This is a genomic window from Streptococcus xiaochunlingii (assembly GCF_006385805.1).
Classification (GTDB): Bacteria; Bacillota; Bacilli; order Lactobacillales; family Streptococcaceae; genus Streptococcus; species Streptococcus xiaochunlingii.
In genome coordinates this window covers 449,685-466,002 of sequence record NZ_VFSG01000001.1, presented here as the reverse complement: position 1 = coordinate 466,002, position 16,318 = coordinate 449,685, and the positions used below count along the sequence as shown (strand labels likewise).

General features: G+C 40.6%; 14 protein-coding genes. 3 read left to right on the top strand and 11 right to left on the bottom strand.

Annotation, left to right across the window (positions count from 1 at the left end; translation table 11 throughout):
- Window positions 1-13: 13 nt before the first annotated feature.
- The 3 genes from FJR71_RS02435 (at window position 14) to xerS (ending at window position 3,121) form a co-directional block, all read left to right on the top strand.
- Window positions 14-781 (top strand): alpha/beta hydrolase, encoded by a 768-nt coding sequence (locus FJR71_RS02435; RefSeq protein ID WP_140813988.1) that lies wholly within the window; start codon window positions 14-16, stop codon window positions 779-781.
- A gap of 102 nt (window positions 782-883) precedes the next feature.
- A complete protein-coding gene (locus FJR71_RS02430; RefSeq protein WP_140813987.1) occupies window positions 884-1,867 on the top strand; it encodes an acetylxylan esterase in 984 nt (327 codons plus the stop codon).
- A 183-nt stretch (window positions 1,868-2,050) separates the two neighbouring features.
- Window positions 2,051-3,121 carry a tyrosine recombinase XerS gene (xerS, locus tag FJR71_RS02425; RefSeq protein WP_003001539.1) on the top strand — a complete coding sequence of 357 codons (1,071 nt, stop codon included), beginning with the start codon at window positions 2,051-2,053 and terminating at the stop codon, window positions 3,119-3,121.
- Between the two features lie 83 nt (window positions 3,122-3,204).
- On the opposite strand, the gene FJR71_RS02420 is transcribed toward xerS, so the two are convergent.
- The 11 genes from FJR71_RS02420 to FJR71_RS02365 form a co-directional block, all read right to left on the bottom strand.
- Window positions 3,205-3,846, bottom strand: coding sequence for a hypothetical protein (locus FJR71_RS02420; RefSeq protein ID WP_048691191.1), 642 nt, complete (start codon window positions 3,844-3,846; stop codon window positions 3,205-3,207).
- A 205-nt stretch (window positions 3,847-4,051) separates the two neighbouring features.
- Window positions 4,052-4,678, bottom strand: coding sequence for an ABC transporter ATP-binding protein (locus tag FJR71_RS02415; protein ID WP_048691188.1), 627 nt, complete (start codon window positions 4,676-4,678; stop codon window positions 4,052-4,054).
- A 1-nt stretch (window position 4,679) separates the two neighbouring features.
- Window positions 4,680-6,689 carry a DUF1430 domain-containing protein gene (locus tag FJR71_RS02410; RefSeq protein WP_140813986.1) on the bottom strand — a complete coding sequence of 670 codons (2,010 nt, stop codon included), beginning with the start codon at window positions 6,687-6,689 and terminating at the stop codon, window positions 4,680-4,682.
- A 219-nt stretch (window positions 6,690-6,908) separates the two neighbouring features.
- Window positions 6,909-7,898, bottom strand: a complete 990-nt coding sequence (gene lplA / locus FJR71_RS02405; RefSeq protein ID WP_048691183.1) for a lipoate--protein ligase — start codon at window positions 7,896-7,898, stop codon at window positions 6,909-6,911.
- Window positions 7,899-8,126: 228 nt separating this feature from the next.
- Window positions 8,127-9,833 carry a dihydrolipoyl dehydrogenase gene (gene lpdA, locus FJR71_RS02400; protein WP_140813985.1) on the bottom strand — a complete coding sequence of 569 codons (1,707 nt, stop codon included), beginning with the start codon at window positions 9,831-9,833 and terminating at the stop codon, window positions 8,127-8,129.
- A 41-nt stretch (window positions 9,834-9,874) separates the two neighbouring features.
- Window positions 9,875-10,918 (bottom strand): dihydrolipoamide acetyltransferase, encoded by a 1,044-nt coding sequence (locus FJR71_RS02395; protein WP_140813984.1) that lies wholly within the window; start codon window positions 10,916-10,918, stop codon window positions 9,875-9,877.
- Window positions 10,919-11,136: 218 nt separating this feature from the next.
- Entirely contained in the window at window positions 11,137-12,129 is a 993-nt protein-coding gene (locus tag FJR71_RS02390) for an alpha-ketoacid dehydrogenase subunit beta (RefSeq protein WP_023026810.1), read from the bottom strand.
- A 16-nt stretch (window positions 12,130-12,145) separates the two neighbouring features.
- The gene (locus FJR71_RS02385; RefSeq protein ID WP_048691175.1) at window positions 12,146-13,114 is read right to left on the bottom strand and encodes a thiamine pyrophosphate-dependent dehydrogenase E1 component subunit alpha; all 969 of its coding nucleotides are present in this window, start codon (window positions 13,112-13,114) and stop codon (window positions 12,146-12,148) included.
- A 366-nt stretch (window positions 13,115-13,480) separates the two neighbouring features.
- Window positions 13,481-14,647 (bottom strand): ATP-grasp domain-containing protein, encoded by a 1,167-nt coding sequence (locus FJR71_RS02375; RefSeq protein WP_048690509.1) that lies wholly within the window; start codon window positions 14,645-14,647, stop codon window positions 13,481-13,483.
- Window positions 14,648-14,668: 21 nt separating this feature from the next.
- Window positions 14,669-15,409: an esterase family protein gene (locus FJR71_RS02370; RefSeq protein WP_048690507.1), complete on the bottom strand. Its 741-nt coding sequence runs from the start codon at window positions 15,407-15,409 to the stop codon at window positions 14,669-14,671.
- A gap of 39 nt (window positions 15,410-15,448) precedes the next feature.
- Window positions 15,449-16,276, bottom strand: coding sequence for an alpha/beta hydrolase (locus FJR71_RS02365; protein WP_140813983.1), 828 nt, complete (start codon window positions 16,274-16,276; stop codon window positions 15,449-15,451).
- Window positions 16,277-16,318: the final 42 nt, after the last annotated feature.

The following is a 16,318-nucleotide window of genomic DNA, read 5'->3' as shown; positions in this document are numbered from 1 at the left end:
TACTAGAGGAAAGATGTTAAAAAAACTATTTCAACAAGTCATTCGTTTCTTTATAAGACTGTTTTCTTCGCACAGAAAGCCCTTTGAATTTCCTAAAGGGTCGAAGAAACCTCCCATCAGACCAATCATCTTTGTACCTGGGAGTTCAGCCAGTATCCAGCGTTTCAATGGAACCATCCGCATGCTCCATCGCTATTCTAGAAAAAAGCAGAGTCTCTTAAAAATAAAAGTCAATAAAGATGAGTCTATAGAGATGGAGGGAAGACTGAATACAAAAGAGCCGAATCCGATGATTGTGATTGGCTTCGAGAACAATCGAGATGGTTACAGCAATATCAAGCAGCAAATCGAATCTCTTAAGCTCGCTCTTACCTATCTTCTTGACCACTATTATTTTACAGAGTTTAAGGCAGTCGGACACTCCAATGGTGGACTAGTTTTGACTGGTTTATTGGAGAGTGGCTTTTTAGAGAAGAAAAAGCTGACCGTAAGCAAGCTCGCTATTATTGGTAGTCCTTACCGATTCAATCAAGAGATGTATGACGATTTTCAAAGGTGGAAACATCGCTTAGAAAAAGAAGTAGAGGTCCTTAACTTTGTCGGTAGCTTTACTGGAAAATCAGACGGCATCGTCTCTCTCTCTAGCGCACAAGCAGCAAAATCTATTTTTGAGAAACAAGCCTATACAGAAGTAAATTTAAAAGGACGCAAGGCTCATCATTCAGCTCTACCCACTAATCCAGATCTAGTAAAACAATTAAGTCTATTTTTGAATCTATAGTAAATTACATAATTTCGGTTATGTAATTTTTATTTGTCTCTTGCAATCCTTAAGTAAATGTGGTACATTTTTGGTACCGGTTACAAATAAAAGGAGAAACTGATGAAGAATCCAGCCTTACTTGAGGAAATGAAGACCTATAAAGGGCGTGATGAAGTTCCTGCAGACTTTGATGATTTCTGGGACAAGGCATTAGCAAACATTGCTGAACTTCCTGAATACAAGCTTGAAGAACAAAATTTCAGCATTCCAAATGTTGTTTGTTATGAATTAACCTTTAAAGGTACACGAAATGGGCTTGTTTACGCGCGGGTTGTTTTCCCAAAAACAGATCGGAAGGTTCCAGTTATTTTCCATTTTCATGGCTATATGGGCCGTTGTTGGGATTGGACAGACATGCTGGCTTATACAGTAGCCGGTTATGGCGTTGTATCTATGGATGTAAGAGGTCAATCAGGCTATTCAACAGATGGAGATCGATCACCACTTGGAAACACGGTAAAAGGCCAGATTATCCGCGGAGCTGTGGAAGGTCCAGATGAGCTCTTTTATAAGGATGTCTACTTAGATCTTTACCAGTTAATTGAAATTGTAGCTAGCCTTCCTCAAGTAGATGACAGCAAACTAGCCAGCTATGGAGCCTCTCAAGGTGGTGCCCTGGCCCTGGTTGCTGCCGGATTGAATCCCCGAATCCAACGAACAGTAGCCATTTATCCATTCTTATCGGATTTCAGACGTGTATTAGAGATGGGAAACACCAGTGAGGCCTATGATGAGCTTTTCCGTTATTTCAAGTTCCATGATCCATTCCATGAAACGGAAGACCAAATCATGGAGACCTTAGCCTATATTGATGTGAAAAATTTTGCCCACCGCATTAATGGACAGGTTCACATGATTACTGGGCTAGATGATAATGTTTGTTATCCTGAGACACAGTTTGCCATTTATAATCGATTAGAATGTCCAAAAGAGCATTTAATCATGCCAGAATATGCCCATGAAGCTATGAATGTTCAAGTCAATGATCGAGTCTACAATTGGCTCTGTGGTAGCAAGATTTCTTTTCGCTATATAGAAAAATAAGATACAGAAGAAAAATAATCAGTAGATCCGTGAGATTTGCTGATTGTTTTGTTTAAAAAGGTATACAGAAAACTAAAACAGTCCTATAGATCCCCTATAACATCTTTCCGAAAAACTATAATTTTCTTGAAAAATATATCTGGCTATGCTATACTACTAGTATAGAAAGATTTGGAGAAAAACATGAAACGCGAGATCTTATTAGAACGGATTGATAAACTCAAACAAGTCATGCCTTGGTACGTATTGGAATATTACCAATCAAAACTGGCCGTTCCATACAGTTTTACGACCTTGTACGAATACTTAAAGGAATACGATCGATTTTTCACCTGGGTTTTGGAATCTGGTATATCGGATGCTGATACCATGGCCGAGATCCCTTTAGACGTTCTGGAGCACATGACCAAGAAAGACATGGAATCCTTTATTCTTTACTTACGTGAACGCCCTCTGCTCAATGCCAATACAACGAAAAACGGGGTTTCCCAAACGACCATTAACCGTACCCTTTCTGCATTATCTAGTCTGTATAAGTATTTGACTGAGGAAGTTGAAAACGAGCAAGGGGAACCATATTTCTACCGCAACGTCATGAAGAAGGTTGCTACCAAGAAAAAGAAAGAAACCTTGGCGGCCCGAGCTGAAAATATCAAGCAAAAGCTCTTTTTAGGCGATGAAACAGAGGGTTTTCTTAACTATATCGACCAGGAATACCCTCAAACACTCTCAAATCGCGCCTTATCCTCTTTTAATAAGAATAAAGAGCGAGATTTAGCCATTATCGCACTCCTTCTTGCCTCTGGTGTCCGTCTCTCTGAAGCCGTTAACCTAGACCTTCGTGACCTCAATCTTAAGATGATGGTCATTGACGTCACTCGAAAAGGTGGAAAACGAGACTCTGTTAATGTTGCTGCCTTTGCGAAGCCTTATCTAGAACAATATCTCGCTATTCGAGACAAACGTTACAAGACAGAAAAGACTGATACAGCCCTCTTTCTGACCTTGTATCGAGGTGTTCCAAACCGGATCGATGCTTCTAGCGTGGAAAAGATGGTCGCCAAGTATTCAGAAGACTTCAAAGTCCGCGTGACACCCCACAAGCTTCGCCATACATTAGCAACGCGTCTCTATGATGCAACCAAATCACAGGTTTTGGTCAGCCACCAGCTGGGACATGCTAGCACCCAAGTTACCGACTTGTATACGCATATCGTTAATGATGAACAGAAAAATGCCTTGGATAGTTTATAAAATTACATAACGTAAATTATGTAATATATTAGTTTTAAAAAGAGCGATAGATTTTTTGAATGTCTACCGCTCTTTTATACTTTCTATAAAAATTCAATCCAATAATTACGGTGTGGCTCAATAATGACTGGTTTTCCCCAGAATGATTTTAGATAGGCCAAGTTTGCAGGGGTGACAGGTCTTTTTTCACCATTGAACTTCTCTGCACTCTCTTCCGTTAGAAAGCATTTAACTGCTTCATATGGTGTACCATCAGTCGCTATTCGATCAATTCCTAAATAAGCAATTTCATCACCGGCTTTTGGAAAATCTGTAAATAGTTTACCAATAAAATAAACCGTCTTATCTTTCATTAATTCATAAGCCTTACTATTTTCCAGTCTGTTATTCGCTGCAGCGTACATAATACAAAAACTATCCACAATATCTTTCAAAGGCAATAATTCTTCTTTGCTGACTATAATTTCGTCGGGAGCAAGTCCGCCAAGGATTAAATTTTTATAATGAGGTTGCTGAATGATATTATCTAAAGCCATTCCTAATGGTAGTTGGACAGCTTGATAGCCTAATGGTTCGAGCTCTTGCTTTTTCTGGTCAAGGTGTTCTTGTGTAATACTGACATTCAAATCATAAGGACTTGAAGATTGTTTCTTTCTAAAAAAAGCCACTACTATACGATCTAACTGTTCAAATAGACCAAGATTTTCAACTGGAATTTTCATCATTGAATATGATCCCCTTTTGTGTTCAGATTTCTTCTATATTCTACTCTCATTATTTTTGAATATCAAGAAAAGAGGCCGTGTCATGAACTAACTTTTGATGATAAAACTTAAAAATTTTTGTTTGACATAATCTTTTTTCATCAGCTTTTCCTCTGAATAGCTATAAAAGATAAACTAGAAGATCCTACCATTTTTCAACCATGAACTAGTTAAGCCTTATCACTTCGTCAGCTTGTTCCCAAATCACTGGATTATGGGTTGCAATAATGATTATACGCTCTTGATTCTTTAACATTAAGAGCAAGTCCATCACCTCTTGTGAGGTTTCTGGATCCAGTGCTGCAGTTAGTTCATCCGCTAAAATCAAAGGTGGATCTTTTAAAATAACTTTAGCTAATGCGACACGTTGCGCCTCTCCCCCCGATAATTCATAAATCTTTTGATCCAGAGCTAGGTAAGCCAATCCTACTTTTTTGAGCACTTCTTCTTCTTGCTGCTTCTTCTCTTTTTTCGTTAATTTTTGCCCAATCAATCCCAAGTCTAAATTTTTAGCGATAGTCTCGTTTTCAAGTAGGCCAAAGTTTTGAAAGAGATAGCCTAATTCATGCTTAAAAAAGTGATGCTGTTTGATTTGTTTCAGTTCTTGCCCTTGATAGCTTATACTCCCTTCTTCATAAGGCTCTAACTTCGCCAAGATATTAAGCAAGGTTGTTTTACCACACCCACTATTTCCGATCAGAGCATAAACTTTTCCAGCTGTAAACTGCAAACTCAAATCTTGAAAGACTGTTCGTTGGCCAAATGATTTGGTTAAATGTTCTATGCTAATCATATTAGGCTCCTTTCAATACAGTGGCTAGCAAGTGGTCTTCTTTATGAGACCGGTATAGGAGAATGAACCAAGCATTAGTAATAAATAGCAAGAGAGTGGCAAGAGCAATCCACCATTCTTGAGTGAGAAGGAATGTCAGGAGGCTTCCTAATAGTAAGAGGATACTTTCTGAAAGCAAAATCATTTGGTGAATGTTTACAAATCCTAGACCTGCAATCTTCTTCAAGAAGATTGGTCTTCTAAACTCTTCAAAATAGAGGAAATTCATGGTGTTAAAGAGTAGTATGGAAGTAGCTATTGCAAAGATTCCTCCTGCAATGATAATGAGATTCTCTAATTGAATGGATTGGATCATCTGCTGGTATACAGACGCCGCATAGTCATATTGACTAACATTTTTTTCAAGATCATACTCAGCAACGAGCTTCTTACTATTCTCAAGTCCATTAAAATAAAGGTAGGAATTTAGTTGGGTGAAATAAGGATTCTCGTAGCCTCCAAAACTTTCAGGTTGAACAATCACTAAAACCGGATCGGTAAAGAATTGCTTATAGCTGATTGGTGTATTGTTGTAGATAAATCGTTTTTGGTTGTTAGGAAGATAGGTTACCCGTGCTTTCATCGATAAAGCGATGTTCCCTTGATCATCTCGAGGAGATAGATAATCTTCATATCGTTTGATCATCTCCTCTTCACGACTTTTTAGTTTTTCCGGAAGTAAGAGACCAAATTTTCCTGCTTGTAAATGATTTAAGTGATCTTTTCCTTCAGGAGAAACTGGAACATTCTGAATATCAAGATAATTTGGAGTTACATAGAGAGTTCGTGCAAGAGGATCATAATCTGTAATTGAAAACTCTTTACCTGTACTAGGATCCGTCATAACTCCTTTTGAGCTAAAAGATACGAGATTATGATAAGCTAAAAGACCACCATTTTCAATACCAGACTCGATGAGCTTAGACCATTTCTTACCATTTTCCTTCATAGTCTCTTTGCTGGTAATCTGATAGAAATATTCTCGATTTGTACTAATTTGAACCCAATTTGATTGTTTAGACCAAGCCTCACTTCCCTCTTGGTAAGTTTGCCAGACGGATCCATAAATACTGATTCGATGAACTGCAAGACCAATTAGTGTGACAGCAAGAAATTGACAAATAAAGAGGAAGAGCAAAATGCGCTTTAATGGAACTTTCCCTTTTAGAAGGGTGACTAAATGCATTGTTTGAATACTATATGCAAAGAGGAAGGATAAGATAGCAGATAAAATAAGTAACATCCCATTGTAAATAATACTACTCGAAATGATGACGGAATAGGTAAAAGGTGTTAATTGAAAGGAATAAATCAGAACCGCACCCATTATACTTGCGCCAATACATCCCAAAAGCAACTCTATACTATCATCTTTTAAAGAATGTCCGAAAAGCTGCAAGCGTCTCATTCCTGAGATATATCGAATCCCAGCGCTTCTCATTTCAAGTGTTTTCTGGATAATCGTCAAAGCGCTAAAACTAATGATAAAAATAACCAAGGCAAGTGATTGTGAACCTGAGCCAAAAAAGGCAATAAAGGTCTGCAGAGGATTTGGTTTCTCTATAAAAGTTTGTGAGAAACCAAGAGTATGAAGCGTTTGATCCAGCTTTTCAGTTTCTAAATCACCTGTTAATACATAATAATTCACTACCAGGCTTTCATTGGCAGCCAGTTTTTTCTTCTCTCTTTTAATTCCAGAAGGAAGTTTTCCCTCTCCGTAGATATCATAGGTGAAAACAACCTGCCCTTTAGAATCTGTTCTTTGTATCTGACGAGCAATTATACTATGATTTTCCCTTGCCAAGAGATCTAAAGAGGTAGATAAGTCTTCATATTTGATGCTCTTTTCTTGTCTTACCACACCTACTACCGGAAGACTGCGGTGGATAACCGTATTTGGAGAAATAAAGGCAATCCAAATCAAAAAGCTAGAGATGAAAAGGTTTGATAAAATAATAAAGACACGTTTCATATCATCACACTTTCTAAAGCAGAAAAGGAAAGTAATACCTAGCTAGTCAATTAATTTCGTTGTTTAGTGGTTACTGAGTATTAAAAAATCATATTTATATTTTTGTAATCGAATACATTTTTCCACCTTTACTATACTACAAAATCCTTAGTAAAACAATAATTTCTATGTGAAACTAGTTTCAAAAAAGAGACCCGCTTCTGCGAATCTCTTACGACTTTATTCAACCACTGCTTCAGCAATTTCCTCTGCAGTGATACCTGCGAAGTAACGACCTAGGTTAATGGTTTGAAGGGCTTTGAGGACGTCTTCGCGTTCGTATTTGACACCACGAAGGATATCTTCTACTGCTGCTACGTCTTCGATACCAAAGAAGTCACCGTAAATCTTGATATCTTGAATTTTGGATTCAATGACGTTTGCGAAGATTTCAACCTTACCGCTAGGGAATTTAGTGCCACGACGGACATTGTATTCAGGAGACTTTCCATAGTTCCAATCCCAGGTACCAAACTTGGTTTCCTTGATACGATTGATTTCAGCCAATTCTTCATCCGAGAAGACATATTCTGTCATCTCAGGGTATTCTTTCTTCATGTAGTCCAAAAGCAAGTCACGGAACTCTTCAACCGTGATTTTTTCTGGCAACTCATCGATGATATTGGTCACACGAGCACGGACTGATTTAACCCCTTTGGACTCAAACTTGTCTTTAGACACCTTAAGCGCATTAGCAAGGACTGACAAATCAACGTCAAAAAGAAGGCAACCATGGTGCATGATCCGACCATTGATGTAAGCTTGGGCATTTCCACAGAATTTCTTGCCATCAATCTCTAAGTCGTTACGACCCGTGAATTCAGCCTTAACCCCAAGTTGAGCCAAGGTGTTGATCACAGGAGTTGAGAAGCTCTTGAAATCAAAGGCCTTGTTTTCATCTTCTTTTGAAATGATGGTGTAGTTGAGATTGTTCAAATCGTGATAAACAGCCCCACCACCACTGATTCGGCGAACCACTTCAATCCCATGCTCCCGAACATAGTCACGGTTGATTTCTTCGATGGTATTTTGGTGACGACCAACGATAATCGAAGGTTTGTTAATCCAAAGAAGGAAGATTTGATCCTCATCCAAGAGGTGCTTAAAAGCATACTCTTCTAAAGCAATATTAAAAGCAGTATCATTTGAATAATTAATAATGTATTTCATAGTAATTCCAAAAATTCGTTTTATAAATCCTACTCATAGTAAGATAAGCATTAGACAGAAATAGTTGAATTTCACTTGAATTTCTGAAGTAGTAAAAAGAAATGTAACGATAACTCGTTACATTTCTCGGAAAAATTGAGACAAGTGGCTCAATTTTTAGGCATGGAACTCTAAGAGAGGTCGCTGCCGTCCGTACTACTTTAAGAAAATTTAGTTGAAAGAATAGTATTATTTCTTCTTAGGTGAGTGAACTGCCAAGCCAAGTACATCCGCAAAGGCTTCGTACATCACTTCTGAGAAGGTTGGGTGACCATGAATGGTCTTGAGCATTTCTTCCACAGTGATTTCCATCTCAATGATGGTTGAAGCTTCGTTGATCAATTCAGCTGCTGCAGGACCAATGATATGAACCCCAAGAACTTCACCGTATTTCTTGTCTGCAATGACTTTAACAAAGCCTTGAGCCGCATCTGATGCAATGGCACGACCGTTCGCCGCAAAGTTAAATTTACCGATTTGAACGTCGTATTTCTCACGAGCTTGTTCTTCTGTCAAACCAACAGCCGCCACTTCTGGAAGTGTGTAGATGGCTGCAGGAGTCAAGTTCAATTTTGCAACAGCATGATTTCCCTTAAGAGCATTTTCAGCTGCCACTTCACCCATACGGAAGGCAGCATGGGCCAACATCTTAGTACCGTTGATATCACCTGGTGCATAGATACCTGGAACAGAAGTTTCCATGTATTCGTTAACCTTGATACGACCACGGTCTAATTCAAACTCGACTTCACCGATTCCTTCAAGATCTGGAACACGACCGATTGAAAGAAGAGCTTTGTTTGCGATGATATCATCTTTTCCTTCAACCTTGATACGGAGTTTGCCATCTTCTTCAATGATTTCTTGCAATTTCGTATCCGTCAAGATGGTCATACCCTTGCGTTCAAGGATCAAGCGAAGGTTCTTAGATACTTCTGCATCCATAGCTGGAACAATACGGTCCATCATTTCGATAACAGTAACTTTTGAACCAAAGGTCATGAAGGCTTGACCAAGTTCGATACCAACAACCCCACCACCGATGATGACAAGGCTTTCTGGAACTTCATTCATTTCAAGGATGTCGTCACTGGTCATGACAAGGGATGATTCCATACCTGGAACGTTAATCTTGCTAACTTTTGAACCACCAGCAAGGATGATTTTCTTGGTTTCAAGCAATTCTGAGCCATTGACCAAGACATTCTTATCTTTCGTAATGGTACCGATACCCTTATGAACATCCACTCCGTAGCTACGAAGAAGTCCAGCAACACCACCAACCAAGGTATTTACGACCTTGTTCTTGGTTTCAAGAACCTTATCCATATCCACTGAGAAACTTGGATTTTCAATGATAATACCACGGTTTGCCGCATGACCAATATTTTCAATGATTTCAGCGTTGTGGAGGTAAGTCTTAGTTGGGATACATCCGCGGTTCAAGCACGTTCCACCAAGTTCAGATTTCTCAACGAGTGCAACCTTACCACCTAATTGAGCTGCCTTAATAGCAGATACGTAACCAGCAGGACCCCCACCGATTACTACGATATCATAAGCATCATCGCTCTTATTGTCATCGTTTGAAGCACTTACTGTGACTGGTGCTGGACTCGCTTCTGGTGCTACTGCTCCAGCTGTAGGGATGTTTTCCCCTTCTTCACCAAGGTAACCGATCACTTCTGTTACAGGAACAGTTTCGCCGTCCCCTTTCAAGATAGCAATCAAGTAACCGTCTTCTTCCGCTTCCAACTCCATGCTGACTTTGTCTGTCATGATTTCAAGGAGAACTTCTCCTTCTTTTACAAATTCGCCAACTTTTTTATTCCACTGAACGATTTGTCCTTCGGTCATATCTACGCCGGCTTTCGGCATAATTACTTCTAAGGCCATTTTATTTCCCTCTTTTTCTTGTTTCTATTCTCTCTCGTTGATTAGACCAACATTGAAATCGGGTCTTCAATCAAGGCTTTCAAGTCTTTCATGAATTTGGCACCAGCCATCCCATCGACTACTCGGTGGTCAATGGTCAAGCCCAAGCTCATGATTGGACGAATAACAATTTCACCATTCACAACCACTGGTTTTTCAACCGTTGCACTAACGCCAAGGATGGCAGAATTTGGTTGGTTGATAATTGGTCCAAATGATTGAACGCCAAACATTCCCAAGTTACTGATGGTAAAGGTTGAGTTTTGCAATTCACTTGGAGCAAGCTTACCATCCAAGGTACGTCCGATAACATCCTTGAAGGCTACGACCAACTCTGACAAGGTCATCTTTTCAGCATTGTAGACAACTGGAGTCATCAATCCATTGTCCATCCCAACTGCCATCGCTAAGTTGACATAATTGTGAGTGATGATGGTTTTGCCATTTTCTGTTAATGACGCATTGATGTATGGATGTTTCATCAAGGTCTTAACCACTGCTAGAGAAAGCAAATCTGTTACAGTGACTTTCTTGCCAGTGGCCTCCATGATTGGATCCAATACCTTCTTACGAAGGGCCAACATTTGAGACATATCAATGTCATAGTTCAAAGTAAAGGTTGGTGCTGTCAAGTAAGATTCCACCATCCGTTGAGCGATTACCTTACGCATTGGTGTCATCGGAATCCGCTCGATCTCACCATAAGGTGTCACATTATCAGGAACTTCTTCGACTTTCTCAATTTGAGCAGGTGACTTAATGGTCTCATTCTCAATATTTTCAGGAAGGAAAGCAAGGACGTCCTTCTTCATAATTTTACCACGATGACCAGTTCCTTGGATTTCTTGCCAAGCAATATTGTGTTCTAAAGCAATTCGTTTTGCAAGTGGTGAAATGCGAACCACATTTGTGTCTTTATATGTTTCCACGTCTTCTTTGTGGACACGACCGTTTGCGCCTGAACCAGAAACATCATAGAGGTTGATCCCAAGATCATCCGCTAATTTTCTAGCCGCAGGAGTCGCTCTTAGCTTATCATCAGCCATGACCTCTCCTATTCTATTTATGATGCAAAGGGCGTTTAAAAGCGACTGAAAAATAGGAAATCAACGCAGACTTCGATGAAGTCAAGGAGATTTATCTTTTTTCCGAGCTTTTAGCCCATGCTCTAATCTAAGATATCAAGGACGTAGAGAACTTTGCATCACTAGATACAAAGTTTCCTAGTCTAATTTAATTAACATTACATAATTTATGTTATGTATTATTCTTTGTTGTATGTTTTACGAATGGCATCTTTGATGCTTTCAACTGTTGGGATCATTGCATTCTCAAGATTTTGTGCGTAAGGCATTGGCACATCTTCCCCCGCACAACGGCGGATCGGTGCATCCAAGTAATCAAATGCTTCTGATTCAGAAATGATAGCTGAAATCTCACCGATATAGCCACTCGTTTTATGGGCATCATTAACAAGCACTACTTTTCCTGTCTTCTTGACAGAATTAATGATGATCTCTTTATCAAGTGGGACCAAGGTCCGTGGGTCTACTACTTCTACTGAGATGCCTTCTTCTGCCAATTCTTCAGCAGCTTGCATCACGCGACGAAGCATTTTCCCATAGGTTACGACAGTGACATCTGTACCTTCGCGTTTGATTTCTCCGACACCAAGTGGAATCGTGTAGTCCGGATCAACAGGCACTTCCCCTTTTTGGTTGAATTCTGATTTGTATTCAAGAATGATAACGGGGTTATTATCGCGGATAGATGACTTGAGAAGCCCCTTCATATCCGCTGGCGTACCAGGAGCAACAACTTTCAAACCAGGAATATGAGTAAACCATGATTCCAAGGATTGGGAGTGTTGGGCTGCAGAACCAACTCCGTTACCAGCAGCACAGCGAACGGTCATCGGCACTTGCCCTTTTCCACCAAACATGTAGCGAGTTTTAGCAGCTTGGTTGACAATAGCATCCATGGCAATTACTGAGAAATCCATGAAGGTCATATCAACGATTGGGCGAAGTCCGGTCATGGCTGCCCCTGCTGCCGCACCTGAAATCGCAGCCTCAGAAATCGGACAGTCACGAACACGTTCTGGACCGAATTCCTCAAGCATTCCTACTGAAGTTCCGAAGTCTCCACCGAAAACTCCGACATCTTCCCCCATCAACAATACGTTTTCGTCGCGACGCATTTCCTCAGACATAGCAAGGATAATGGTATCGCGGAAAGACATTAATTTAGTTTCCATAATTCTTTACTCCCCCTTAGTCTGCGTAAATATCTTCGAAAGCTGATTCGAGTGGAGGGAATGGGCTTTCTTCCGCAAATTTAACTGAAGCTTCCACTGCTTCTTTTACTTCTTCTTGGATCTGATCCAATTCTTCTGTGCTCGCAATCTCATTCTCAAGGAGATACTTGCGAAGGTTTTCGATTGGATCTTTCTTCTTCCACTCTTCAACTTCTTCACGGGTCCGGTATTTACCAGGGTCTGAAGATGAGTGACCGAGCCAACGATAAGTGACACTTTCAATCAAGACAGGGCCTTTACCAGAGCGGACATGTTCAACAGCTTTTTGGAATCCTTCATAGACATCGATAACATTGTTTCCATCAGGAATAAACATTCCAGGAATACCGTAAGCAGCACTACGCTCGTGGATATGCTTGACATTGGTCATTTTTTTGATGTCAGCAGAGATTCCATAACCGTTATTGATACAGTAGAAAATTACCGGAAGATTCCAAATAGAAGCCATATTCACTGCTTCGTGGAAGACACCTTCGTTGGTTGCGCCGTCCCCAAAGAAGCAGACAACAATCTTGCCAGTCTTATGCATTTGTTGAGTAAGAGCAGCTCCTACTGCAATCCCCATACCACCACCAACAATACCGTTGGCACCAAGGTTACCTGCATCCAGGTCGGCGATGTGCATTGATCCACCCTTCCCTTTACAAGTACCGGTATACTTACCAAGGATTTCTGCCATCATACCATTCAAATCGATTCCTTTAGCGATGGCTTGTCCATGACCACGGTGGTTTGAAGTTAGCAGATCATCCTCGTTCAAAGCCAACATCGCTCCAACGTTAGCCGCTTCTTCCCCAACAGAAAAGTGCGTCATTCCTGGCACTTTTCCTTTTTTTACTAACTGTGCAATTTTTAAGTCCATGCGACGGATTTCTTCCATTTTACGGAACATTTCCAATAAGAGACTTTTATCTAATGTTGCCATTATTTCGCCTTTCTAAGCAATTATTCATTCTCTTTTATTCTAGCCAAAAATGTAAGCACTGTCAAAGAATTTGCTCAAATAAATCACAATCCAAACACCCTCTAATAGTACTAAAGGCAGGCTTTCAAGTGGATTAATTTGATATTTCACAAACTTTCACATACTAATTTAGTCACATCAAAAAGAGGCTGGGACAAAAGTCCTAGCCTCTCAATTGTCTTTGGATTGTCGAGCAAGACGCAGTGGTTGAGTGGGCTCTACTACGCTGATTTCATCAGCTTTTACAGCCCTACTCAACTTTGCGGAGGTGGGACGACGAAATCGAATTCTAACGAATTACCGATTTCTGTCCCACTCTCAATCATTTTATTGATGGCGTTGGCCAAAGTCATGAATCATTTGTTCTAACTCTTCACGACTTGGCGTTGTTAACATGTAAAGGTAGTCACCTTGAAGCTCGGCAAAGGCAGCAGGCATATCTTTCTTCACGCGGAATTGGTCATGGTATTTAGCTAAAACTTCATCCTCAGAAAGGACATAAGCTGCATTGGCACGGCGTGAAGTCGCCAAGCAATATAGGGGTTCAAATTCAGAAGCTGGGAATGGTTCTCCGGCTACGATGGCTGCATAACCACGGTACAAATCAATCGAGTGAGCATAGTTGTAGACATCAATTGTAAAGCCACCTGCAGGACGATTATTGTACTCGATCGCAATATAGTCATCCCCATCTCGGAAGAACTCAATGTGGAAGAAACGCTCCTTCATGCCAAAAGCTTTAACAATCGCTTCCCCGTATTGACGCAATTTTGGATCTATCTCTTTTAGGACATAATAAGAATTGTCCATCTTGTAGAGCATCAAGTCAAGTGGCGTATAAGCATAGTCAAAAGTCGTTGAGAAGACAATGTTGCCATCGCGATCGACCAGACCATCAAAGGTACAAATCTCACTAGAAGTGACGAATTTCTCAAAGAAGTACTCGGTATGGCCATCCCATTCTGCCTTGAAATGGTCTACATCTTCTGCATTTTCAAGCTTGAAGGTTGCTGCTGCTCCTACCCCATTGTCAGGCTTGGCGATTAATGGCAACCCAATCTTCTTCACAGCCTTGTCAATGTCTTTTTCGGCTTTGACCACTGCACCCGGAACGACTGGGACTCCAGCTTTCTTGAAGAGTTTTTTCATTTCTGATTTAAACTTGGTTTTCTTCAAATCTTTTGGTTTGGCACCGAAGACATTGAATTGTTCACGAAGCGCTGCATCCAATTCCAACCAGTATTCATTGTGGGATTCGATGCGATCGATTGGCCCGTGTTTGTAGAAAAGAAAGGCTACTGCTCGCTTCACTTCGTCCCAGTTTTCCATGTTATCAACTCGGAAATACTCTGTTAAACTATTGCGCAATGGCTCGTCTAACTGTTCATAAGGCTCCTGACCAATCCCTAAGACAGTAATGCCTTTGTTAGCCAGCTCGATGGTAAATTGTTGAAAGTTTTGCGGATAATAAGGTGAAATAACAAGATAATTCATAGAGGTCTCCTCCTTTTTAGCTTATAAATACATCTGACCTAAGAAATAAGGCATTTGCTTGCGCCACCAGTCCCAATCGTGAGCGACGTCATGGCCCCACTCAGCAAACCATGCAGGAATATTTTTGTGGTCAAAGGCTTCTTTTAGTTTGTAGAAAGATGGTAGGCCATCTTGTTCCCAAGCTCCAAGACCGGTACAAATGACAATTTCCGCCTGACGGTAACGGTCAATAAACCAGCCGTCATTTTGATGCCAAATATAATCAGATGGCGAGTTTTGATAAATCGCTTCGTCACCACCAAACTCACCAACAAAGAAACGAGCATCATAGACACCACTCAAGGCAATCACCTTGTTGAAGACATCTGGATGTTGCAAGAAGAAATTAAGGGCGTGATAGGCTCCCATAGAACAACCAGTCGTCATCATCGGATCAAACCAGCCTGTTTTGTGCTTGATGAAAGGAATGGCTTCTTCAATCACATAGCGCTCGTAAGCACGGTGCATCTCTGCTCGATCATGAGGGTTTTTCCAATCACAAAGCCAGCTTTCACTATCGACACTCGAAAGGGTGAAGAATTGAACCCGACCTTCTTCGATAAACTGAGCACAAGCATCAATCATACCAAAGTCATAGTACTCGTTATGGCTCCCACCTGATGAAGCAAAGACCACTACAGGAATCCCTGCATGTCCATAGCGGTTTAGATACATTTCGCGGTTAAGTTGGCCACTCCAATGGCTTAAATGTTCAATATTCATAAGTTCCCTCTTTCTCTATATTTCTTTATTTACAGACTATTAATCCCATTTTTCTGCCAAAAAACGAAGGCATTCTGGAAGATTCTCAGCCCAGGCTTCTTCGTGGTGAATAGCCCCAGATTGTATCCGAATAGCAATATTTTCCAAAGCCACTCCTTGTTGAATGACATCGTGATAGTAACGAAGGGATGAGTCGATATAGGCTTGCTTGATATTTCCCGCCATCAGCGTTTTATCCGTATCATCAGCTTCTTCAGTCCCCACATAGATGTAGATCCGTTGATCTGCATAAAGCTTCTTCCTCTCGATATAGCGGTCAAAGGCCTCTTGGTGCAACCAGTTAGCAGAGGAGAAGACTCCTAGACAACCAATTTGGTCTTGGTACTCTAGGCCCAAGAATTGAGTGATATTCCCACCAAGCGAAGATCCAATCATAGCTGTATGTTCTCTATCAGCAAGGGTTCGATATTCTTGATCGATAAAGGGTTTGACGACCTCCATGACAAACTCCCCATACTCGACACCCTTGCCTCCAAATTGCATACCAGGGATATTGGACTCCTTGTACTTCCAGGCAGAGTATTCGTTCATCCGTTGCAAACCATCGTTATCAATGGCAACGACAATCATGCGACTAATGTCAGGATTTCGCTTAATGGCTGGAATGACTTTCCAGGAATGACCCGCATAGGCCTCCTTGCTATACAAAACGTTTTGACCATCGTGAAAATAAACCACAGGGTAGCTTCGATCTGTATCTGCTTCATAATTCTTAGGTAATAAGACTCGCACACGACGGAGTATTCCGGTATAAGGCACTTTCAACTCGTGTGTCTTCATCTCTAAATAAAAGTAGGATTTATTCATTGTCAGAAAACTCTCTATATTCTAAATTTTTACTTATTATAC

Coding starts and splice junctions, on each gene's coding strand:
- FJR71_RS02435 (WP_140813988.1), top strand. CDS start 14: ATGTTAAAAAAACTATTTCAACAAGTCATTCGTTTCTTTATAAGACTG.
- FJR71_RS02430 (WP_140813987.1), top strand. CDS start 884: ATGAAGAATCCAGCCTTACTTGAGGAAATGAAGACCTATAAAGGGCGT.
- xerS (WP_003001539.1), top strand. CDS start 2,051: ATGAAACGCGAGATCTTATTAGAACGGATTGATAAACTCAAACAAGTC.
- FJR71_RS02420 (WP_048691191.1), bottom strand. CDS start 3,846: ATGATGAAAATTCCAGTTGAAAATCTTGGTCTATTTGAACAGTTAGAT.
- FJR71_RS02415 (WP_048691188.1), bottom strand. CDS start 4,678: ATGATTAGCATAGAACATTTAACCAAATCATTTGGCCAACGAACAGTC.
- FJR71_RS02410 (WP_140813986.1), bottom strand. CDS start 6,689: ATGAAACGTGTCTTTATTATTTTATCAAACCTTTTCATCTCTAGCTTT.
- lplA (WP_048691183.1), bottom strand. CDS start 7,898: ATGAAATACATTATTAATTATTCAAATGATACTGCTTTTAATATTGCT.
- lpdA (WP_140813985.1), bottom strand. CDS start 9,833: ATGGCCTTAGAAGTAATTATGCCGAAAGCCGGCGTAGATATGACCGAA.
- FJR71_RS02395 (WP_140813984.1), bottom strand. CDS start 10,918: ATGGCTGATGATAAGCTAAGAGCGACTCCTGCGGCTAGAAAATTAGCG.
- FJR71_RS02390 (WP_023026810.1), bottom strand. CDS start 12,129: ATGGAAACTAAATTAATGTCTTTCCGCGATACCATTATCCTTGCTATG.
- FJR71_RS02385 (WP_048691175.1), bottom strand. CDS start 13,114: ATGGCAACATTAGATAAAAGTCTCTTATTGGAAATGTTCCGTAAAATG.
- FJR71_RS02375 (WP_048690509.1), bottom strand. CDS start 14,647: ATGAATTATCTTGTTATTTCACCTTATTATCCGCAAAACTTTCAACAA.
- FJR71_RS02370 (WP_048690507.1), bottom strand. CDS start 15,409: ATGAATATTGAACATTTAAGCCATTGGAGTGGCCAACTTAACCGCGAA.
- FJR71_RS02365 (WP_140813983.1), bottom strand. CDS start 16,276: ATGAATAAATCCTACTTTTATTTAGAGATGAAGACACACGAGTTGAAA.